Below are 22207 nucleotides of genomic sequence, written 5' to 3'. Positions count from 1 at the left end.
GCTCCGAATCATGGGACCCCCATGGAATCAGATCAGCCGCAATCCCCAAAGCGCGTTAACCCGAGTTCGCAGCCCTGTCGCCCACCGTCGCGCAGTTGTCACATACCGCTCCTACATGCGAGCGTGCCGTGACTGACATTTCGGCAGGCTCATCGGGGTGTGGAGCAATGCAGGACAGCAACCTGTCGGGTCGCTGCATCCGTTGCCGTCGCGCTTTCCACTTTCCGCCGTAACCGTTCAACAACCGGCCGCGGCTGAGGGAGGAGAGCGCGACCAAGAAGACAGATGCATGACCAGATTTCAGACTAAGACGACCGGCATCACGCAGGACGATTTCGCCGACATGGTGGCGGAAGAGGTCGAGCGTGCGCTTGCCCACTATGACGAGGCCATCAACGGTCCGACAAAGGTCTCGGTCGGCAAGATCGCCGGCAGCATAGCGTCCGCCGTCACCTTGCTGTCGCCCAAGCACCAGCGCGCCATCGACGCCATCCATGCCGACCTTCCCGGCCTTGCCTCGAAATTCGTGCGTGCGCTCGCGGCCGAAGCCGCGCGCCGCAGCGAAGCCGGCACAACCGGGACGACAACGCTGTCGGCTGAGGCCGAAACACTCCCCGCGTTTCCCCCGTCCGACGACCTCGAATCGATGCTGATCGAGGACTGGGCCGGCCGCGTCGCCGGCTCGACCTATCTGGAAGAAAACCTGCGCATCGCCCGCTCCACCTTGCACCGCTGGCAGAGACGCGGCGACGTCATCGCGCTGCGCAAGGGCGGCCGCAAGCACGTCTTCCCGCTGGCGCAGTTCGTCGACGGCAGGCCGGTGGCGGGCATAAGCGACGTGCTGGAGCTGATCGGCAACCCGAGACTGACCTGGCTATGGCTGACCCGCCCAGCGGCACAGCTCGACGGCCGCATTCCAATCGACCTGCTGCGGCAGGACCGGGCGGAAGAGGTGGTCGAGGCGGCGCGGGTGTTCGCGCCGGGGTGAAGTCGACGCGCTGTCAGCCCTTTCGTTCTGCGAGCAGGCCGAGATAGTGCTGCAGCACCGCCGCTCCGGCAAGCGACGTGACATCGGCGTGGTCATAGGCGGGCGCCACCTCGACAACATCGGCGCCAACAATATCGAGCGAACCGAGCCGGCGCAGGATCATCAGCGCCTCGCGAGAGGATAGGCCGCCAGCGACCGGCGTGCCCGTGCCTGGCGCATAGGCCGGATCGAGGCAATCGATATCGAAGGTCAGATAGGTCCTGGCATCGCCGACACGAGCCTTGATCCGTTCGACGACGCCCGCGACGCCAAGCTCGGCGACATCTTCTCCGTAAAGGATCTCCAGACCGCAGGTTTCGGGCGCATGCGTGCGGATGCCGACCTGGATGGATCGGTCCGGCCTGACGATGCCTTCGCGAACGGCCCGGGCAACAAACGAACCATGGTCGATGCGTCTCTCCTCGTCGAACCAGGTGTCCTGATGGGCGTCGAACTGGACCAGCGCCATCGGGCCGTATTTTTTCGCGTGGGCCCGAAGCAGCGGCCAGGTCACATAATGGTCGCCGCCGATGGAGAGCAGCGTCACGCCGGCATCAACGACCTCGCTCGCTTGCGCCTCGATCTGTTGCGGCGTGTCGTCATGCCTGCCGAAGTCGAGCCCGCAATCGCCATAGTCGACGACCGCCAGCCATTCGAACGGATCGGCCTGGAAGGGATATTGCGGATCGCCCTCGAGGATGGCGGAAGCACGCCGCACGCCTTGCGGTCCGAAACGGGCGCCCGGGCGATTGGAGACGGCCGCGTCAAACGGGATGCCCCAGATGGCGACGTCGACGCCCGCGAGATCGCGGCTCAGCCGCCGGCGCATGAAGGAGAGCACGCCGCTGTAGACCGGCTCATGCGAACCGCCATGGATATGCTTGCCGAAGACGGCATCGTCGGTTTCGCGCGCACGAGGAAGGGGCTGCAACATTTTGCCGAGGTCCATTTTTCGAGGAATGAGAGGTTTTGGCAGGTACGGCTCAGTCAGTGCCGGTGACGAAGCTCGTCCAGAGGCGGGTGACCAGACGCAGCGATTTCGGGTTGCGCGGCTGGGCGGCGAACAGCCGCTTCAGGATATCTTTCGAGAAGTAGATGTTTGGATTGTCGCGCACGGTTTCATCGACCAAAGGCGTCGCTGCCTGCACGGCATTGGGGTAAAGTGTCGCGTTGGTGAAGCGGGCGCTGACTTGCGGTCCCAACAGGAAATTCATCAGGGCATGCGCATTTTCGGGATGCGGCGCATCGACCGGGACGGTCGTCACGTCGAAGAATATCTCGGTGCCTTCCCTGGGTACGGAATAGCGCACTTCGACGCCGTTCTTGGAGTCCGCAGCCCTGGCGTTGGCGCCGATTGCATCGCCGCTCCAGCCGAGCGCCAGGCAGAGGTCACCCGCTGCCAGTTCGCTCATGATCGAACCCGATTTGAAATGCCTGATATAAGGCTTGATGGCGGCCAGCAAGGCGCTCGCTTTGCGCAGTTCGGTCTCGTTGGTGGAGAACGGATCGAAGCCGAGATAGTTTAGGGCTACCGACATCACGCCTTCCGGCGAATCGACCATGGCGATGCCGCAATCCTGGAATTTGGCCGCGATCTGCGGCTTGAAGATCATGTCGAGGCTGTCAACCGGCGCATCCTTCATCCGTTCAGCGATCTTGGCCGGATTATACATGATGCCCGTGGTGCCATAGGCGTAGGGGATCGCGTAGACATTGCCTGGATCCTGCCTGGCGAGGAATGCCATGATGTCAGGGTTCAGGCCATCTGCATTCGGAATTTTGGCGTTGTCGAGTTTCTGAATGGCGCCGGCCTTGGCATATTGTCCGACCAGCGCCGCGCCCGGCATGATGATGTCATAGCCTGAGCCCCCGGTCAGGGCCTTGGTCGTCAGCATGTCGACGGAATCGAAGGTGTCGTAGACCACCTTGATGCCGGTCTGTTTTTCGAATTCCGCGATCGTGTCGGCCGGTACATAGTCGTACCAGAAGAAGATGTTGACGGTCTTTTCCTCGGCGGCGGCTGCGCCGCAAAACGAGGAGGCGGAGACGCAAAGCATCGAAGTGGCAAGCAGGGCGAGGCGGCGCATGTGGGCGGCTTTCCAGCAGAGGGCTATGGCCACAAACTGACGGACGCGGCTTTTTCAGACAAACGGCTTTTCGGCCCGAGTCAGTTGACAAAAATTCACCTGATGCTGTCTCATCGACCCATGAAGCTCCCCTCACTGAATGCCATCAGGGCTTTCGAAGCGGCGGCACGGCTGCGCAGCTTCAAGGAAGCGGCGGACGAACTGCGGCTCACCCCTTCGGCGGTAAGCCGCCACATCCGTTTGCTGGAACAGGCGCTGGGCATCGACCTGTTCGAACGCGGCTTCCGGCAAGTGGCGCTGACGCCGAAGGCGACACACTACGCCCGCCGGCTGTCGGCGGCTTTTCGTGAGATCGAGAATGCGACCGAGGAAACCGGCGAACAGGCTATAAGCCGCAAGGCCAAGCGGGCTTCGCTGTCGATCAACGCCACCTTCATGAACCTCTGGCTTGCCGATCGCTTGCCGCGATTTCGCGACCGGCATCCCGACTGCGAACTCGACATCTCGATCCATGACGACGAGAACCGGGGCGGTAACCCGCGCGCCGACCTGCGGGTGCTGTTTACCGTCGACACCGGCGATCCCTCGGTCATTCCGCTTGTCGCGCTGTTCATCTTTCCGGTCTGTTCGCCTGCCCTGCTCGACAAAAGGAACGCGCCGAGAAAACCGGCCGATCTCGCAGGCTGCCGGCTGCTGCACGAAAACACCACGGTGTGGTGGCAGGAATGGTTCGAGAAGGAGGGGCTCGCCGGATTGGACGCGAAGCCCGGCCCGATCTTCCACGACCCGACGCTTGCCGTCCGTGAGGCCGTCAATGGGGGCGGTGTGGCACTGGCCGACAACATCATGGTCGAGGACCTGCTGGCCAGCGGCCAACTGGTCGCGCCATTCACGATCCGGCACACGATTCCACAGAGCTACTGCCTGCAGCAGAAACCGGGCAATTCAACCAGCGTCAGGCTGTTCCGGGATTGGCTGCTGTCGGAGATTGCCAAGCACAAGCAGGTGATGCGGCTGCCGTGAGGCGTCCGCTACGCGGGACGCTCCTCAAGTCCCCGCCGTATAAGCCGCGATCGCCGCCATATTCACGATGTCTGAGTCCTTGGCGTTCAGCGATACGATCTGCACCGGCTTGTTCAAGCCGACCAGCAGCGGGCCGATCACCGTCGAGCCACCCAATTCCTGTAGCATCTTGGTCGAGATCGAGGCCGAGTGGAAAGCCGGCATGATCAGCACGTTGGCCGGGCCGGTCAGGCGGATGAACGGGTATTGCGCCATGGCGCGGGGGTTGAGTGCCACGTCGGCGGCCATCTCGCCGTCATATTCGAAATCGACGCGGCGCTTGTCGAGGATGCGCACGGCTTCCTGGATGCGCTCGGAACGCTCGCCCTGCGGATGGCCGAAGGTGGAATAAGCGAGCATGGCGAGCCTCGGCTCATAGCCCATGCGGCGGGCGAAGCCGGCCGCTTCCTCGGCGATGTCGGCGATCTGCTCGGCGTTGGGCATGTCGTGCACGGCGGTGTCGGCGACGATCACCGTGCGGCCGCGCGCCAGCACGATCGAGGCGCCAATGACGCGATGGCCGGGCTTGGCGTCAATCACGCGCCTGATGTCGTCGAGCGCGGTGGAATAGTTGCGGGTGACGCCGGTGACGATGCCGTCGGCGTCGCCCAGCGCCACCATGCAGGCGGCGAAATGATTGCGGTCGTTGTTGATCAGGCGCTGGCAGTCGCGGAACAGGAAGCCTTTGCGCTGCATGCGTTCGTAGAGATAGTCGGTGTAGATCGAATTGCGGCGCGACAGGCGCGCATTGATGATCTCGATGCCCTGTTTGTTCAGGTCGATGCCGGCGTGCCTGGCGTTCTCCTTGATGACGTCGTCGCGGCCGAGCAGGATGGCGGTGCCGAGCCGCTGGTTCACATAGGAGACGGCGGCGCGCATCACCTGCTCTTCCTCGCCCTCGGCGAAGACGATGCGCTTGGGCTGGCGGCGCACGCGGTCGTAGATGCGCTGCAGGGTCGAGGCGATCGGGTCGCGGCGGGCGGAAAGCTCCTGCGCGTAGCGGTCGAGATCGAGGATCGGCTTGCGGGCGACGCCCGAATCCATTGCCGCCTTGGCCACGGCAATCGGAATGGCCGAGATCAGGCGCGGATCGAACGGCACCGGGATGATGTAGTTGGGGCCGAATTTCGGCCGGTTGCCCTGATAGGCGGCGGCGACGTCGTCGGGCACGTCCTGGCGCGCCAGCTCGGCCAGCGCACGCGCGGCGGCGATCTTCATATCGTCGTTGATGGTGGTGGCCCTGACATCCAGCGCGCCGCGGAAGATATAGGGGAAGCCGAGCACGTTGTTGACCTGATTGGCGTAATCCGAACGCCCGGTGGCCATTATGGCGTCGGTGCGGATCTCGGCCACTTCCTCGGGCGTGATCTCGGGATCGGGATTGGCCATGGCGAAGATGATCGGGTTCTTGGCCATCGACCGCACCATGGCGGTGGTCAGCGCCCCCTTGGCGGAAAGGCCGAGGAAGACATCGGCGCCGTCGAGCGCCTCGGCCAGGGAACGCGCCTCGGTCTTGACCGCATGCGCCGATTTCCACTGGTTCATGCCTTCGGTGCGGCCCTGGAAGACGACGCCCTTGGTGTCGCACAGGGTGATGTTCTCGGGCGAAAAACCCATCGCCTTCATCAGTTCGATGCAGGCGATGCCGGCGGCACCCGCGCCATTGCAGACCAGCCTCGTGGTCTTCATGTCGCGGCCGGTTACCTCCAGCGCATTGATCAGGCCGGCGGCCGAGATGATGGCGGTGCCGTGCTGATCGTCATGGAAGACCGGGATGTCCATCAGTTCGCGCAGACGCTGCTCGATGATGAAGCATTCCGGCGCCTTGATGTCTTCCAGGTTGATGCCGCCGAAGGAGGGACCGAGGAAGCGCACGCAGTTGATGAACTCGTCGGCATCCTCGGTGTCGACCTCGAGGTCGATGGAATCGACATCGGCGAAGCGCTTGAACAGCACCGCCTTGCCTTCCATCACCGGCTTGGAGGCCAGCGCGCCGAGGTTGCCGAGGCCAAGAATGGCGGTGCCGTTGGAGATGACGGCGACCATGTTGCCGCGCGTCGTGTAGTCGAAGGCCCTGGATGGATCCTCGGCGATGGCGCGCACCGGCACGGCGACACCAGGCGAATAAGCGAGGCTCAGATCCCGCTGCGTCATCATCGGTTTGGTGGCGACGATCTCCAGCTTGCCGGGCCGGCCCATGGCGTGGAATTCGAGCGCTTCCTGCGCGCTGACGGATGGACCGTTGTTCTCGGTTTTCCTGGCCATGATGCTTTTGATTTCCTCGCCGGTGCGACACCTCCTTGAGGCGGGTGCCTGTGTGCTTGCGAATTAAGACCACGGGCCGCCGCGTGTAAACCACGAAGCTCTGCAAAGCTGCTTCAAAGCGGACACGTCCGGTCAGGGCCGTTCCGCGCCACCCTGGATGCCGTGATTTCATGCGCATGCGCGATCACGGCATCGGGCAATGCACCTGAATAGCCGTCCCACGGACGATGGCTCGCGGTCTTCCCCTGCTTTTCGATGGCCCGGCATTAAACCCCGCCATCACATCTGCTAGCGTGCCGCGCCATGAACATGCACAGCCCGAACGAGCCCGACGCCCCCGAGGCGATGACGCCGCCACAGCCCGGCGCTGCCGTCACGCCGATGATGGAGCAGTTCATCGAGATCAAGGCGGCTAACCCGGATTCGCTGCTGTTCTACCGCATGGGCGATTTCTACGAGCTGTTCTTCGACGATGCCGAGAAGGCGAGCCGGGCGCTCGGCATCGTGCTCACCAAGCGCGGCAAGCATCAGGGCCACGACATTCCGATGTGCGGCGTGCCCGTGCATGCGGCCGACGACTATCTGCAGAAGCTGATCGGCCAGGGATTCCGCGTCGCCGTCTGCGAGCAGATCGAGGATCCGGCCGAAGCCAAGAAGCGCGGCTCCAAATCGGTGGTGCGCCGCGACGTGGTGCGGTTGGTGACGCCGGGCACCATCACCGAGGACAAATTGCTGGCGCCGTCGGAATCGAGTTTCCTGATGGCGTTGGGCAGGGTGAAGGGCGGGGCGGAGCCAAGAAGCGGGGAGCGCGGCAGCGCGACAGGGAACCAAGGAAGCTTTGCAATTGCCTGGATCGACATCTCGACCGGCGCCTTCCGGGTCGCCGAGACCACCGCCGATCGGCTGCTGGCCGACATCTTCCGCGTCGATCCGCGCGAGCTGATCGTCGCCGAGCCGGTGTTCCATGATCCCGAGCTGAAGCCGGTGTTCGACGTGCTCGGCCGTGTCGCCAGCCCACAGCCGCCGAGCCTGTTCGATTCGGCCTCGGCCACGGGACGGATCGCGCGCTTCTTCGAGGTGGCGACACCGGACAGTTTCGGCACGTTTTCGCGGGCCGAACTGTCGGCGATCTCGGGCGCCATCGCCTATGTCGAGAAGACGCAGAAAGCCGAGCGTCCGCCATTGTCGCGGCCGGAGCGCGAGGAGCAGGGCTCGACCCTGTTCATCGATCCGGCGACGCGCGGCAATCTCGAACTGTTGCGCACGCTGTCCGGCAGCCGCGAGGGTTCGCTGTTCAAGGAGATCGACCGCACGGTAACCGGCGGTGGCGCAAGGCTGCTCGCCGACCGGTTGATGGCGCCGCTGACCGATCCGGCGGCCATCGCCGCGCGCTTGGACTCAGTCTCGTTCTTCCGTTCCGAAGTGCGGCTTTGCCAGGCAGTACGGATGAGCCTGAAGAGCGTCGCCGACATGCCGCGTGCGCTGTCCAGGCTGGCGCTCAACCGCGGCGGCCCACGCGACCTCGGCGCGCTGCGCGCCGGCTTCGAGGCGGCCGGCGCCATTGCCGAAACCTTTGCCGCGGTCGCCTTGCCCCAGGAACTGGCCGGCGCAATGGCCGCCATCCAGACGCTGCCCAGGGCACTTGCCCAGCATCTCACCCAGGCGCTCGGCGAGGAACTGCCGCTGCTCAAACGTGACGGCGGTTTCGTTCGCGGCGGTTACCATGCCGAACTCGACGAGATGCGGGCGCTGCGCGACGAGTCGCGCAAAGTGATCGCCGGGCTGGAGCGCTCGCTGATCGAGGAGACCGGCATCCGTTCGCTGAAGATCCGGCACAACAACGTGCTCGGTTACTATATCGAAGTGACGGCCAACCATCATGCCATCATGACCGGGAGCGATGGCGCCAAGGCGCGCTTCATCCACCGCCAGACCATGGCCAATGCCATGCGCTTCACCACGACGGAACTCGCCGAACTCGAGACCAAGATCGCCAATGCCGCCGACCGTGCGCTGAGCATCGAGCTGGCCGCCTTCGATGCGCTGACAGCGGAGGCGGTCGGCGAGGCCGAAGCGATCCGCGCCGGCGCCGATGCGCTCGCCGTGCTCGACGTGTCGGCAGCACTCGCGCTTTTGTCGGAGAGCGAAGCCTGGTGCCGGCCGGTGGTGGATTCCAGCCTGGCCTTCGAGATTTCGGGTGGCCGGCATCCAGTGGTCGAACAGGCGCTGCGCCGTTCGGGCGAAGGCCCGTTCGTCGCCAATGATTGCGACCTCTCACCCGAGGGGAATGCCAAGAACGGCGCGATCTGGCTGCTGACCGGCCCGAACATGGGTGGTAAGTCGACGTTCCTGCGGCAAAACGCGCTGATCGCGATCCTGGCCCAGACCGGCTCCTTCGTGCCGGCGGCGTCTGCCCATATCGGCGTCGTCGACCGGCTATTCTCGCGCGTCGGCGCCTCGGACGATCTGGCGCGCGGCCGCTCGACCTTCATGGTCGAGATGGTCGAGACGGCGGCGATCCTCAACCAGGCCGGCGAACGGGCGCTGGTGATCCTCGACGAGATCGGCCGCGGCACCGCAACCTTCGACGGCCTGTCGATCGCCTGGGCGGCGGTCGAATATCTGCACGAGAAGAACCGCTGCCGGGCGATCTTCGCTACCCATTTCCACGAAATGACGTCGCTTGCCGGCAAGCTGGCGCGGCTTTCCAACGTCACCATGCGGGTCAAGGAATGGGAAGGCGACGTCGTCTTCCTGCACGAGGTCGGCAAGGGCGCCGCCGACCGCTCCTACGGCGTGCAGGTGGCGCGGCTCGCCGGTCTGCCGGAAGCGGTGGTCGACCGCGCCAAGGCGGTGCTGCACCAGTTGGAGGAAGGAGAGGTCTCCGGCAAGACCAACCGGCTGGTCGACGACCTGCCGCTGTTTTCGGTGGCGCTGAAGCGGGAAGCGCCAAGGCCGGTGAAGAGCGACGCGCTGGGCGCAGCACTGGGCGACATCAACCCCGACGAGATGACGCCGAAGGAAGCGCTGGAGGCGCTTTACCGGCTGAAGGGGCTGGCGGGGAAATAGGAGAGGCGGCGGCGATACCGCCAATCTCCCCCGGAGGTGCAGGCGTTCGGTATCCACATCTTCGAGTGGTGCGGCAATCTTGATGCGGGTTTCCATGACGGTTCTTCCCATCTAGGTTCGATGCACGCAACTGTTGCCGGCACCAATGACCGCTGATGACAACCAAATGGATACGAGGATCGTCAACGTGGATTGCACCTCGACAGGCACATGTCTCCGAGGTGCGGGCCGGTTTGACGACTCGCTTGGCAGATGTCGTTACTTCATATGTTGAGGGTCCGGTTGTTGTAGCCATTGACGGTCGTACCGCCTCCGGCAAGACAACATTTGCCGATGAGCTCGCCCACACTCTGAGCGCGACCGTGACAGGTGTGTTTCGGGCGAGCCTGGATGACTTCAAGAAACCCTGGCGAGATCGTTACCTTTACGATCGAGCGAGCGGTGAAGGCTACTATCGCAACGCGTTCGATATTGAACGCATTCGCTCAGATTTGGTCGGCGGCTTCCGAGCAGGACAGACCATGCTGTGCTCGATTGATCCGATAACGCAGATAGACCATTCAGCTGAACTTATACCGGTGCCGGACCAAGCCATTCTCGTCATTGACGGCGTATTCGCATTGCGTCCCGAATTGCGCGATCTTTGGGATGTTGGGGTGTGGTTGGATGTAGATCCTCAAATATCGGAGCTTCGTGCAACGGCACGCGATGGCGAGATGTTGGAACGCTATCGCCTGTCTGAACAGCTCTACCTGACCGAGGCACGGCCTCAGCAGGTTGCCGATATCATCATCGACAACGATGATATCTCCGCTCCGGCTTTTAGCATTTGGCCGCATCGATGATGGCAGTGGTCGGCTCTGCAGGGATTGCTTCCTAGCTAAATCATCTCCAGTCCGCGCTTGCGCGTCGGTTGCGGGAACCCACGGTCGAGATCGGCGACGTCCTGCGGGGTAAGCTTTATGTCCAGCGCGGCAAAATTCTGGCGGACGTGCTCCTGGCTGCCGGCCTTGGGAATGGCGATGTCGCCGTCATGCAGCATCACCCAGGCCAAGGCGATTTGCGCCGCTGTCGCACCGTGGCGGGCGGCGACGGCGTCAAGCCTGGCATTGCGCGCCAGCGCGCCTTGCTCCACCGGCGAATAGGCCATCAGCGGGATGCCGCGTTTCCTCATCCAGGGCGTGAGATCAAATTCCGGGCCGCGGCGGACCAGATTGTAGAGCACCTGGTTGGTCTGTACCTTGTCGCCGTCGGACAGGAGCGCCAATTCCTGCATCTCGTCGGTGTCGAAATTGCTGACGCCCCAATGCCGGATCTTGCCGGCTTGCTTCAGCGCTTCGAACGCCTCGACCGTCTCGGTCAACGGCACGCTGCCCGGCCAATGCAGGAGATAGAGGTCGATGCGGTCGGTGCGCAGGCGCTTCAGGCTGTTTTCGCAGGCGCGGCGCACGCCGGCGCGCGAGGCGTTGGAGGGCAGGACCTTCGAGACCAGGAAGGTTTCGTCACGACGCCCGGCGATGGCTTCCGCTACCACGACCTCGGCACCGCCATCGGCATACATTTCGGCGGTGTCGATCAGCGTGACGCCGAGGTCGAGGCCGAGCTTCAGCGCCCTGACCTCATCGGCGCGGCGGCGCGAATCCTCGCCCATCTTCCACGTGCCCTGGCCGAGGACGGGTATGGCCTCGCCGCAGGGCAGCGTGGTGGTTCTGACGCTCGATTCCATGGCATGGCTCCGTGGGTACCCGATCGCATCGAGCCTCGACGTGAACCCGGAAGAAGTTCTCGCCGGACCTGCTTAGTGCTGCCGCGAAGCTTACTTCACCGGATAGGCGGCGAGCCAGTCCTGCATCTGCTTGATTTCGGCTTCCTGCGCGGCGATGACGCCTTCGGCGAGCTTGCGGATTTCGGGATCCTTGCCGTTGGCCAGTTCGACCTTGGCCATGTCGATCGCGCCCTGATGATGCGGAATCATGCCGCGGACAAAATCGACATCGGCGTTGCCGGTATATTGCGAGGCCATCATGTCGGTATGCATCTTGTCCATCGCCGCCTTGTAGCCCGCCGTCGAAGGGCTTTCCGCTCCCATGGCCATGGCGCCCATGTCGTGCTTCATCTCCTCGCTCCGCGCCGGCACGCTTTCGAGGAAGACGGCAAGCAGCATTCCGGCGGCCATCAGCAGCAGCACGAGTTTCTTAGCCAAGGTCATTCATGGTCTCCTGTTGGTTGGGTTTCGTATCTGGGGGCTGATCTCAGAGTTTCAACGTTCTGAGCCGCAAAGCGTTTGCGATCACCGAGACGGAGGACAGACTCATCGCCGCGGCCGCCAGCATCGGCGACAGAAGCGTGCCGGTGAGCGGATAGAGCACGCCGGCGGCGACCGGCACGCCGAGCACATTGTAGAGGAAGGCGAAGAACAGGTTCTGCCGGATGTTGCCGATAGTCGCCTGGGCCAGGGTGCGGGCGCGGACGATGCCGTTAAGGTCGCCCTTGACCAAGGTGATGCCGGCGCTTTCGACCGCGACATCGGCGCCCGTTCCCATGGCGATGCCGACATCGGCGGCGGCAAGCGCCGGCGCGTCGTTGACGCCGTCGCCGGCCATGGCGACGCCAGCACCCCTGCCGCGCAATTCGTCGACGAGCGCTGCCTTCTGTTCCGGCAACAGACCTGCCCGAACCTCGTCGATGCCGAGACGTCCAGCGATCGCCTTGGCGGTGCGCTCATTGTCGCCGGTCGCCATGACGATCCTCAGCCCGCTGTCATGTAGCGCCTTGATCGCCTCGGCCGTGGTCGCCTTGACCGGATCGGCGACGGCGACGATGCCGGCCAGCTTGCCGTCGACGCCGACGAACATCGCCGTCTTGCCATCGCCCTGCAATGCTTCCACGCTGGCTTGGATTGCGGAAACGTCGATGGCGAGATCGGCCATCATCGCGGCATTGCCGAGCGCGACCTTCTTGCCCGACACCGTGCCGGAAACGCCCTTGCCGGTAACCGCCTCGAAGCTGCCGGCCTCAGCGATCTTCACGCCGCGCTGGTCCGCCCCCTCGACGATGGCCTCGGCCAGCGGATGCTCCGAGCCTTTTTCCAGGGTCGCGGCGTACACCAGCAATTCGTCCTCGGAAAAGCCAGTAGCCGCGACGACATCGGTCAGTTTCGGCCGGCCTTCGGTCAGCGTGCCGGTCTTGTCGACGATCAAGGTGTCGACGGAGGCGAAGCGTTCGAGCGCGGCGGCTTCCTTGATCAGCACGCCGGCATGCGCGCCGCGCCCGGTGGCGGTCATGATCGACATCGGCGTGGCGAGACCCAGCGCACAGGGACAGGCGATGATCAGCACCGAAACCGCCGAGACGATGGCGAAGATCAGGCTGGGCTCGGGGCCGAAGACCGCCCAGGCGATGAACGCGACGATGGCGACCAGGACGACGGCCGGGACAAAGTAGAAGGAAACGCGGTCGGCCAAGCCCTGGATCGGCGCGCGCGAGCGCTGTGCCTTGGCGACAAGTTCGACGATGCGCGACAGCGTGGTCTCGGCGCCGATCCGTTCGGCGCGCATGATCAGCGAGCCGTTCTTGTTGAGCGTGCCGCCGGTCAACGCATCGCCTTCGGCCTTCTCGACCGGCAAGGGTTCGCCCGTGATCATCGATTCGTCGATGGAGGAGCGGCCTTCGAGCACCGTCCCGTCGACCGGGACCGCATCGCCGGGCCGGATGCGCAGGCGCTCGCCGGTCTTCACCTCGTCCAGTGCCACATCGGTCTCGACACCGTCCTCGGCGATCCGCCGCGCGGTCTTCGGCGCGAGGTCAAGCAAAGCGCGGATCGCCGATCCGGTCTTTTCGCGGGCGCGCAGTTCCAGCACCTGGCCGAGGAAGACAAGCGCGACGATGACGGCGGCGGCCTCGAAATAGACCGGCACCGCACCACCATGGCCGCGAAACTCATGCGGAAAGATGTCCGGGAAGAGCGTGGCGACGACGCTGTAGAAATAGGCGGCGGCGACACCCAGCGAAATCAGCGTCCACATGTTGGGGCTGCGGTTGAGGATCGAGTCCCAGCCGCGATGGAAAAACGGGAAGGCGGCCCAGAGCACCACGGGGCTCGCCAGGGCCAGTTCGATCCAGACCTTTGCGCGATCCTCGACCAGGCCCTCCAGCGACAGGCCGACCATCGGCGCCATGGCGATGATCAGCAGCGGGGCCGACAGCAGCGCGCTCACCCAGAGCCGCCTGGTGAAATCGACCAGTTCGGGATTTGGCCCTTCATCGCCCGTCGGCACGCCCATAGGCTCGAGCGCCATGCCGCAGATCGGGCAGGAGCCGGGCTTGTCGCGGATGATCTGCGGATGCATCGGGCAGGTGTATTGCGTGCCCTTGGGCATCGGCGCCGGCGCCGGCCTGTCGCCGAGATAGGTTTGCGGCGCCGCCTCGAACTTCGCCTTGCAGCCGGCGGAACAGAAATAGAAGCCTTGGCCTTCATGGCGGACGAAATGTTTCGCCGTCGAGCGGTCGACGCTCATGCCGCAGACAGGGTCGGCGGCCGTGAGGTAGTTCTCAGGCTCGGACTGGAACTTCGAGCGGCAGCCCTCGCTGCAGAAGTGATAGAGGCGGCCGCCATGCTCTGATGTCGGCTTGCCGGCGGCCGGATCCACGATCATGCCGCAGACCGGGTCGCGCAGGACCGTATTCGCGGCGGCGCCTTTCGGCGCGCAACAGCCGCCATGCGAGCCATGTGCGTGGTGATCGTGATCTGAATGCGTCATTCCGAAAATGCCTTGATGTCATTGCTTCGAACCCGAGGTAATGCTTCCAGTAACTGGAAGGTCAAGGGCCGTTTTGATTTTCCGATTTCGGGGGCCGTGAAATCGATCGAACACCCCCTGCACAAAGGCACATCTCGTGCTAAAACTTTTCTTGCTAATATTATTCGCCGCATCCCGTTCATCTCGCTAGATTTCGGTCGACTATGAAGTGCCTGGTCATCAATCTCGATCGGTCCCCGGACCGACTTGCTCACATAAGTGCAGAGTTCGCCCGGATCGGCGCCGCGTTCCAACGTGTTGCGGCGGTCGATGCGCGCAGCCACCCCGAACTCGGGCAGCAACCGCAACATCCGATGTATGCCCCCCGGCGTTTGCTGGGCAGCGAGATCGCCTGCCTGCACAGCCACCGCCTCTGCTGGGCGATCCTGGCGCAGGACGATGCCAGCTACGGCGCCATCTTCGAGGACGACGTGATTTTTTCAGCAAATGCCGGTCCGTTGCTTGCCGACAACGGCTGGATTCCGACCGATGCCGACATTGTCAAGTTGGAGACGTACTTCAAGAGAACCCTCATCCACCGGCGAAGGACCGCCGCTGGACATGGCTTTTCCGCGTTCAGGCTCTACAAGAACCATCCGGGGACCGGGGGCTACATCATCTCCAGACAGACCGCGCGCGATCTCCTCGAGGCGACCGAAAAGATCAATATCACCGCCGACGATCTAATTTTCACCCCAGCATTCGCGACCTCATCCAGCAAGACGATCTACCAGCTCGTCCCTGCGCTGTGCGTGCAGGATCAGTTCGTCGGCGACCGATTGCCTAGCCTGCTCGGCCAAGAGCGGGACGCCGAGGGAACCGCGAATGCTCTTGTCGCAAAACGCAGAAGGCCCGTCGCCGAAAGAATCATGAAGGAAGGCGGACGAACCGCGCGGTGGATCGCCGATTTCTGCAGATATCGGCGACACATCGTCGTCCCCTTCGATTCGACCGGCGCAACCGACTAAGCTTGCCTGGCCGGCAGGACCGCCAACATAAGTATAGACCTCAGTGTTGTTTCGACCCTCCCTTGCGACGAGCGGGGGATAGAAATTGAAAACCACCCCTTCCCCAAACATCGACAGTGATTCAGGCCAGTTGAATGGCTAAACAGCCGTATTGTCCCTTTCATTTGGCCACAAAGCAAAGTCCTTCCTAAAAAATCAGAAGACGCAGGCTCCGCATGTGCTATAGAGCGCCGCCACCACAAGAAAAAACAAGTTAGTGAAGAATGAAGCGCCTGGTTATCAACCTCGATCGATCTCCCGACCGGCTTGCCCATACGACTGCGGAGTTTGCGCGCATTGGCCTTGGATTCGAGCGGGTTGCCGCAATCGATGCAAGGGACCGTCCAGACTTCGTGTTGCAGCGCCAGCATGCATTGTATGCGGTGCGGCGTCTGTCCGGCAGCGAGATCGCTTGCCTGCACAGTCATCGCGCCTGCTGGACCATCATCGCGCAAGACGACGCGCCCTATGGCGCCGTCTTCGAGGACGACATGGTGTTTTCCGCGAAAGCCGGTGCGCTGCTGGCCAATACGGACTGGGTTCCGACCGGCGCCGATGTCGTCAAGCTCGAGACGTTCTTCCACACGACGGTGATCCAGCGGGAGAAGGTTGCCGTCGGCCACGGTTTTTCGGTGTTCAGGCTTCGCAAGAACCATATCGGAGCCGGTGGCTACCTGCTGTCTAGGCAAGCGGCTCACGCTCTTCTCGAGGCGACCTCCGATGTCAATGTGGCGGTGGACAATCTCATCTTCGATCCTGCGTTCGCGACGTCGACCGGCAAGACGATCTACCAGCTTGTCCCGGCGCTCTGTGCGCAGGACCGGTTCGTGGACGACCGGTTGCCGAGCCTGCTTGAACAAGGCCGGGAGGCCGAGCGGGTCGCAAGCGGGCTCGCCAACGGACAGAGGATGCCGGCTCTCGCACGGATCCGTAGGGAGGCCAGGCGGGCAACGCGGCAGATCACCGATCTCTGCAGGCTGCGGCGGCAGATTGTCGTCCCGCTCGCTCCAGTCGAGGCAAACGAGTAGAGCGTTTGCGGGATCGACAGCAGGCCCATACCCAGCGCCGCGAAAACACGCTATAGACGCCGCCCAAAAGGCAAGGCCAACCGGTATCTATGGCAAAAATCTCTCTGAAGCTCGATGAACTGATCGACGGCGACGCTTTGCGCCGCGAGATGACCGCACAGACCGCGGCCAGTGCCGGCGATGGTTCCAGCCAGGCCATCCGTGCTGCCGTTCTTCAGCTTCTCAAGGGGCGCCTGGCCGAGGGCCGCAAGACAGCCGAGGCGATGCTGAGGCAAGATGGCGGCGGCAATGCTTGCGCCGAACGGCTGTCGCACCTGATGGACGAGCTGATCCGCGCGCTCTACGATTTTGCCGCCACGCATGTCTACCGGGTGAAGAACCGGTCCTCGGCCGAACGCATGGCGGTCGTTGCCGTCGGCGGCTATGGCCGCGGTACGCTGGCGCCGGGATCCGACATCGACCTGCTGTTCCTGCTGCCCTACAAGCAGACGCCGTGGGGCGAACAAACGGTCGAGTACATGCTCTACATGCTGTGGGACATGGGGCTGAAGGTCGGCCATGCCACCCGCAACATCGATGAGTGCCTCAGGCTGTCGCGCACCGACATCACCATCCGCACCTCGATCCTGGAAGCCCGTTTCCTGTGGGGCGAACGCAAGCTCTATGACGAGTTGATGCCGCGCTTCGACCATGAGGTGGTGCGCACGACCGGACCGGAATATGTGCAGGCCAAGCTCGCCGAACGCGACGAGCGTCATGCCAAGGCCGGCGAAAGCCGCTATCTGGTCGAGCCCAACGTCAAGGACGGCAAGGGCGGCTTGCGCGACCTGCAGACTCTGTTCTGGATCGGCAAGTATTTTTACCGCGTGCGCACCGGCGAGGAACTGGTCGAGAAAGGCGTCTTCACCGAGGCCGAGTATCGTGAGTTCCAGAAGGCCGAGGATTTCCTGTGGGCGGTGCGCTGCCACATGCATTTCCTCACGGGGAAGGCCGAGGAGCGGCTGCATTTCGACATCCAGCGCGAGATCGCCGAACGGCTCGGCTATACGACCCATCCCGGCCTGTCGGCGGTCGAACGTTTCATGAAGCACTATTTCCTCGTCGCCAAGGATGTCGGCGACCTGACCCGCATCTTCTGCGCCGCGCTGGAGGAGGAGCAGGCCAAGCACGTTCCCGGCTTCAACCGCATCTTCCTCACCTTCCAGCGCCGCAAGCGCAAGCTTGCGGGCACCTCCGACTTCATCATCGACAACCATCGCATCAACATCGCCGACGACGGCGTCTTCGAGCGCGACCCGGTCAATCTTCTCAGGCTGTTCTGGTTCGCCGACAAGCACGGGCTGGAATTCCATCCCGATGCGCTGAAACTGCTCACCCGTTCGCTCGGCCTGGTCAACAAGTCGCTCAGACGCGACGAGGAAGCCAACCGGCTGTTTCTCGACATATTGACCTCGGACCGCAACGCCGAACTCAACCTGCGGCGTATGAACGAGGCGGGGCTGCTGGGCCGGCTGATCCCGGATTTCGGCAAGATCGTCGCCATGATGCAGTTCTCGATGTACCACCACTACACGATCGACGAGCACCTGATCCGCTGCATCGGCGTGCTGGCCGAGATCGAGCGCGGCGACGGCGAGAAGGTGCATCCGCTGTCGCATTCGCTGATGCCGGGCCTCAAGAAGAGCCGCGAGGCGCTCTATGTCGCCGTGCTGCTGCACGACATCGCCAAGGGCAGGCCTGAAGACCATTCCGAGGCCGGTGCCAGGATCGCAAGGCGGATCTGCCCGCATATGGGGCTTTCGCCGGCCGATACGGAAACCGTCGCCTGGCTGGTCGAGAACCACCTCGTCATGTCGATGACGGCGCAGACCCGCGACCTCAACGATCGCAAGACGATCGAGGACTTCGCCTCGATCGTGCAGTCGGTCGAGCGGCTGAAGATGCTGTTGATCCTGACCGTCTGCGACATCAGGGGCGTTGGACCGGGCGTGTGGAATGGCTGGAAGGGCCAGTTGCTGCGTACGCTGTACTACGAGACCGAGTTGCTGCTGACCGGCGGCTTTTCGGAGGTCTCGCGCGCTCAACGCACGGCGGCAGCGCGCGAACGACTGGCGGAGGCGCTCGCCGACTGGCCCGACAAGGCGCGCAAGCGCTATGTCAGGCTGCATTATGAAAACTACCTACTGACCGTGGACCTGCCGGACCAACTTCGCCACGCCGAATTCATTCGCGAGACGGACGCGGCTGGCAACAAGCTCGCAACCATGGTCAAGACGCACCAGTTCGAGGGGGTGACCGAAATCACCGTGCTGGCGCAGGACCATCCCCGTCTTCTCTCGGTCATTGCCGGGGCATGCGCCGGCGCCGGCGGCAACATCGTCGACGCGCAGATCTTCACCACGTCGGACGGCCGGGCGCTGGACACGATCCTGATCTCGAGGGAGTTCGACCGCGACGAGGACGAGCGCCGGCGCGCCGAGCGCGTCGGCAAGCTGATCGAGGACGTGCTGTCGGGCAAGAGCTGGCTGCCGGAAATGATCGAGAAGCGCACCAAGCCAAGGCGCGGATCCAAGGTGTTCAAGATCCCGCCGCGCGCCGAAATCCGCAACGCGCTGTCGAACCGGTTTTCGGTGATCGAGGTCGAGGGGCTTGACCGCCCCGGCCTGCTGTCGGAAATCACCGGGACGCTGTCCGACCTGTCGCTCGACATTGCCTCGGCGCATATCACCACTTTTGGCGAGAAGGTCATCGACACCTTCTATGTAACCGACCTTACCGGCCAGAAGATCGACAGCCCGGCCCGCATCGCCACCATCCGCAACCGGTTGATAGCGACGCTCGAAGGCGCAGCACTCGAACGCGGCGGCAGGGCCAAGGCAGCCGCCGAGTGACGGCCATCATCCCGTTCTCCCAATCCCACAGGCAGTTTGCGAACGCATGAGTCTTGTCAAGAAATTCGCTACCGTAGCCTCCGGCACGTTGATGAGCCGTGCGCTCGGTTTCGGCCGCGAGATGCTGATGGCAGCCGCACTCGGCACCGGACCGGTCGCCGACGCCTTCAACGCCGCATTCCAGTTTCCCAACACCTTTCGTCGGCTGTTCGCCGAAGGCGCGTTCAACGCCGCCTTCGTGCCGCTATTCGCCAAGGAGATCGAGACGCACGGCACCGACGGCGCCAAGCGATTCTCGGAAGAAGTGTTCGGGGTCCTGTTCACCGCGCTGCTGGCGCTGACCATCGCCATGGAACTGGCGATGCCGCTGATCGTGCGCTACCTGGTGGCGCCGGGCTTTGCCGACACGCCGGGCAAGTTCGAGACGACCGTCCGGCTCGCGACGATCATGTTCCCCTACCTGATCTGCATGTCGCTCGCAGCCATGATGGCGGGCATGCTGAACTCGCTGCGCCGCTATTTCGCCGCCGCGATCGCGCCGGCTTTCCTCAACATCATCCTGATCAGCGTGCTTGGCTACGCCTGGTACCATGGACTGGATGCACATGCTGTCGGCTTCGCCCTGTCCTGGGGCGTGCTGGCGGCTGGCATCGTGCAGCTCGCCATCGTCTGGGTGGCGGTGCGCAATGCCGGCATCGCGATCGGATTCCGCCGGCCGAAGATGACGCCGAACGTGAAGCGGCTCCTGATCCTGGCGCTGCCGGCGGCGATCACCGGCGGCATCACCCAGATCAACCAGCTGATCGGAACGGCCATTGCCTCCGCGCAGGACAGTGCCGTCTCCTCGCTGGCCTATGCCGACCGCGTCTACCAGTTGCCGCTCGGCGTCGTCGGCGTCGCGGTGGCGATCGTGCTGTTGCCCGAACTGTCGCGGGCTCTGAAATCAGGCAATGTGATCGAGGCCGCCAATCTGCAGAACCGCTCCGTCGAATTCACCCTGTTCATGACCTTGCCGGCGGCGGCGGCACTTTGGGTCATGTCGGAACCGATCGTACGGCTGGTCTATGAGCGCGGTGCGTTCGCCGCCAACCATTCGACGCCTGTCGTGGCGGCGATCCTGGCGATCTTCGGTCTCGGCCTGCCGGCCTTCGTGCTGATCAAGGCCTTCACCCCAGGGTATTTCGCGCGCGAGGACACGCGCACGCCGATGATCTTCGCCGCAATCTCCGTGGCGGTGAATGTCGGCACCGCACTGACGCTGTTCCCGAGGATGGGCGCACCCGGTATCGCCGTGGCTTCGGCAGTCGCCGGCTGGGTCAACGCGCTGATGCTGCTTGCCGTACTGATCCGGCGCGGCCATTGGGGCCGCGACGTGCCGCTCTTGAAGCGAATTCCACGGCTGGTGCTGTCGGCGGCGGTAATGGGTGTCGCCCTCTATTTCGCCGAACATTATTTCGCCGCCAGGCTCGGACCCGGTTCGCCGCTGGTCATCAAGGCGACCACGGTGCTCGCGCTGGTGGCAGGTGGGGCGACGCTCTATTTCGTCACCGCATTCGCCACCGGCGGCGCCGATTTCGGCATGATCCGGCGCAATGTCGGGCGCAGGAGAACAGAATCCGGTCGGTCCGTGGCAAAATCAGACCTCGACGAATAAATCGGCCGGCCAGCCCGTCTGGCCGGTCTTGATCCTCTCCCCACTCTCGTCCATAAGCGCGCCGTCGCAAGACTTTCGCCGCGCGCGGTTTCCAGCCGCGTGATTGGCTCCGAAAAGTCTGCAACTTTTCGGAATCACGCTTATACGGCCCTCCACAAGCCATGAGGAAACCCCATGTCCGCCTTCAAGCCACTCGTCTTCTCCGGTGTCCAGCCGACCGGCAATCTGCATCTCGGCAACTATCTCGGCGCCATCAAGAAATTCGTCGCCCTGCAGGACACGTCCGACTGCATCTATTGCGTCGTCGACCTGCATTCGCTGACCGCCCAGCTCGTCTATGACGACCTTGCCGACCAGACGCGGTCGATCACTGCGGCGTTCCTCGCCTCCGGCATCGATCCGAAGAAGCACATCGTCTTCAACCAGTCGCGGGTGATGCAGCATGCGGAGCTCGCCTGGATCTTCAACTGCGTCGCGCGCATCGGCTGGATGAACAAGATGACGCAATTCAAGGACAAGGCTGGCAAGGACCGCGAGAATGCCTCGCTGGGCCTGCTCGCCTATCCCTCGCTGATGGCGGCCGACATCCTGCTCTACCGCGCCACCCACGTGCCGGTGGGCGAGGACCAGAAGCAGCATCTGGAATTGACCCGCGACATCGCCCAGAAATTCAACAACGATTTCTCCGACCGCATCGCCGGTCTTGGCGTCGGCGTCGAGATGCAGGTCGGCGAGGAGACGGTGAACGGCTTCTTCCCGATCACCGAACCGGTCATCGGCGGCCCGGCGGCGCGCATCATGAGCTTGCGCGACGGGTCGAAGAAGATGTCGAAGTCGGACCCATCGGACCTGTCGCGCATCAACCTGACCGACGATGCCGACACCATCTCGAAGAAGATCCGCAAGGCCAAGACCGACCCGGAGGCCTTGCCGAGCGAGGTCGACGGGCTGGAAAGCCGGCCCGAGGCGGAAAACCTGGTCGGCATCTATGCGGGCCTCGCCGAGATGTCGAAGGCTGACGTGCTGAAGGAGTTCGGCGGCCAGCAATTCTCCGTCTTCAAGCCGGCGCTGGCCGATCTCGCGGTGGAAAAACTGGCGCCGATCGCAGACGAGATGCGGCGCATCCAGGGCGACCGCGCCTATGTGGACGCCGTGCTCCGGGACGGCGGCGAACGTGCCGGCGTGCTTGCCGAGACGACAATGAAGACGGTGCGCGACATTGTCGGGCTGCTGCAGGGCTGAGCCTGATCGTCAACGCACCGCCTCATACCGGCCCAGGACATACTGGCCAAGACATACTGGCCTATGGCCGGCGGCT

At 63.7% G+C, this 22207-nt stretch carries 15 protein-coding genes; 9 read left to right on the top strand and 6 right to left on the bottom strand.

The annotated features are described in order from the left end of the window. Window positions 1-289: 289 nt before the first annotated feature. Window positions 290-988, top strand: coding sequence for an antitoxin Xre/MbcA/ParS toxin-binding domain-containing protein (locus LB543_RS25990; protein ID WP_224616194.1), 699 nt, complete (start codon window positions 290-292; stop codon window positions 986-988). 13 nt (window positions 989-1001) lie between these two features. On the opposite strand, the gene speB is transcribed toward LB543_RS25990, so the two are convergent. Both speB and LB543_RS25980 read right to left on the bottom strand, forming a co-directional pair. Beyond that, window positions 1002-1961 (bottom strand): agmatinase, encoded by a 960-nt coding sequence (gene speB, locus LB543_RS25985; RefSeq protein WP_224616193.1) that lies wholly within the window; start codon window positions 1959-1961, stop codon window positions 1002-1004. Window positions 1962-2010: 49 nt separating this feature from the next. Beyond that, the gene (locus tag LB543_RS25980) at window positions 2011-3114 is read right to left on the bottom strand and encodes a polyamine ABC transporter substrate-binding protein (RefSeq protein ID WP_224616192.1); all 1104 of its coding nucleotides are present in this window, start codon (window positions 3112-3114) and stop codon (window positions 2011-2013) included. A gap of 120 nt (window positions 3115-3234) precedes the next feature. Here LB543_RS25980 and LB543_RS25975 point away from each other — a divergent pair, with 120 nt between their 5' ends. Further along, window positions 3235-4137 (top strand): LysR substrate-binding domain-containing protein, encoded by a 903-nt coding sequence (locus LB543_RS25975; RefSeq protein ID WP_224616191.1) that lies wholly within the window; start codon window positions 3235-3237, stop codon window positions 4135-4137. A 24-nt stretch (window positions 4138-4161) separates the two neighbouring features. On the opposite strand, the gene LB543_RS25970 is transcribed toward LB543_RS25975, so the two are convergent. Then, window positions 4162-6441 (bottom strand): NADP-dependent malic enzyme, encoded by a 2280-nt coding sequence (locus tag LB543_RS25970; RefSeq protein ID WP_224616190.1) that lies wholly within the window; start codon window positions 6439-6441, stop codon window positions 4162-4164. Between the two features lie 303 nt (window positions 6442-6744). On the opposite strand from LB543_RS25970, the gene mutS reads away from it, so the two are divergent. After that, window positions 6745-9510: a DNA mismatch repair protein MutS gene (gene mutS, locus LB543_RS25965; RefSeq protein ID WP_224616189.1), complete on the top strand. Its 2766-nt coding sequence runs from the start codon at window positions 6745-6747 to the stop codon at window positions 9508-9510. A gap of 245 nt (window positions 9511-9755) precedes the next feature. Next, window positions 9756-10355: a hypothetical protein gene (locus LB543_RS25960; RefSeq protein WP_210243055.1), complete on the top strand. Its 600-nt coding sequence runs from the start codon at window positions 9756-9758 to the stop codon at window positions 10353-10355. A 35-nt stretch (window positions 10356-10390) separates the two neighbouring features. Here the strand turns inward: LB543_RS25960 and LB543_RS25955 are convergent, their stop codons facing one another. The 3 genes from LB543_RS25955 to LB543_RS25945 all read right to left on the bottom strand — a co-directional run bounded on the left by LB543_RS25955 (window position 10391) and on the right by LB543_RS25945 (window position 14270). Next, window positions 10391-11236, bottom strand: coding sequence for an aldo/keto reductase (locus tag LB543_RS25955; RefSeq protein ID WP_224616188.1), 846 nt, complete (start codon window positions 11234-11236; stop codon window positions 10391-10393). Between the two features lie 90 nt (window positions 11237-11326). Next, the gene (locus tag LB543_RS25950) at window positions 11327-11719 is read right to left on the bottom strand and encodes a DUF305 domain-containing protein (RefSeq protein ID WP_224616187.1); all 393 of its coding nucleotides are present in this window, start codon (window positions 11717-11719) and stop codon (window positions 11327-11329) included. 43 nt (window positions 11720-11762) lie between these two features. Continuing rightward, window positions 11763-14270 (bottom strand): heavy metal translocating P-type ATPase, encoded by a 2508-nt coding sequence (locus LB543_RS25945; RefSeq protein ID WP_224616186.1) that lies wholly within the window; start codon window positions 14268-14270, stop codon window positions 11763-11765. 203 nt (window positions 14271-14473) lie between these two features. On the opposite strand from LB543_RS25945, the gene LB543_RS25940 reads away from it, so the two are divergent. The 5 genes from LB543_RS25940 to trpS all read left to right on the top strand — a co-directional run bounded on the left by LB543_RS25940 (window position 14474) and on the right by trpS (window position 22131). Then, window positions 14474-15277 carry a glycosyltransferase family 25 protein gene (locus LB543_RS25940; RefSeq protein ID WP_224616185.1) on the top strand — a complete coding sequence of 268 codons (804 nt, stop codon included), beginning with the start codon at window positions 14474-14476 and terminating at the stop codon, window positions 15275-15277. A gap of 263 nt (window positions 15278-15540) precedes the next feature. Next, on the top strand, window positions 15541-16344 hold the full coding sequence (locus LB543_RS25935) for a glycosyltransferase family 25 protein (RefSeq protein ID WP_224616184.1): 804 nt from the start codon (window positions 15541-15543) through the stop codon (window positions 16342-16344). A gap of 89 nt (window positions 16345-16433) precedes the next feature. Beyond that, entirely contained in the window at window positions 16434-19235 is a 2802-nt protein-coding gene (locus tag LB543_RS25930) for a [protein-PII] uridylyltransferase (protein WP_224616183.1), read from the top strand. Between the two features lie 46 nt (window positions 19236-19281). After that, the gene (murJ, locus tag LB543_RS25925) at window positions 19282-20889 is read left to right on the top strand and encodes a murein biosynthesis integral membrane protein MurJ (RefSeq protein WP_224616182.1); all 1608 of its coding nucleotides are present in this window, start codon (window positions 19282-19284) and stop codon (window positions 20887-20889) included. Window positions 20890-21063: 174 nt separating this feature from the next. Continuing rightward, complete coding sequence (gene trpS / locus LB543_RS25920; RefSeq protein WP_224616181.1) at window positions 21064-22131, top strand: tryptophan--tRNA ligase; 1068 nt, start codon at window positions 21064-21066, stop codon at window positions 22129-22131. Window positions 22132-22207 lie beyond the last annotated feature (76 nt).

The sequence above is a fragment of the Mesorhizobium sp. ESP7-2 genome, assembly GCF_020164715.1.
Taxonomy (GTDB): Bacteria; Pseudomonadota; Alphaproteobacteria; order Rhizobiales; family Rhizobiaceae; genus Mesorhizobium.
This window is presented reverse-complemented; position numbering and strand designations above follow the sequence as displayed.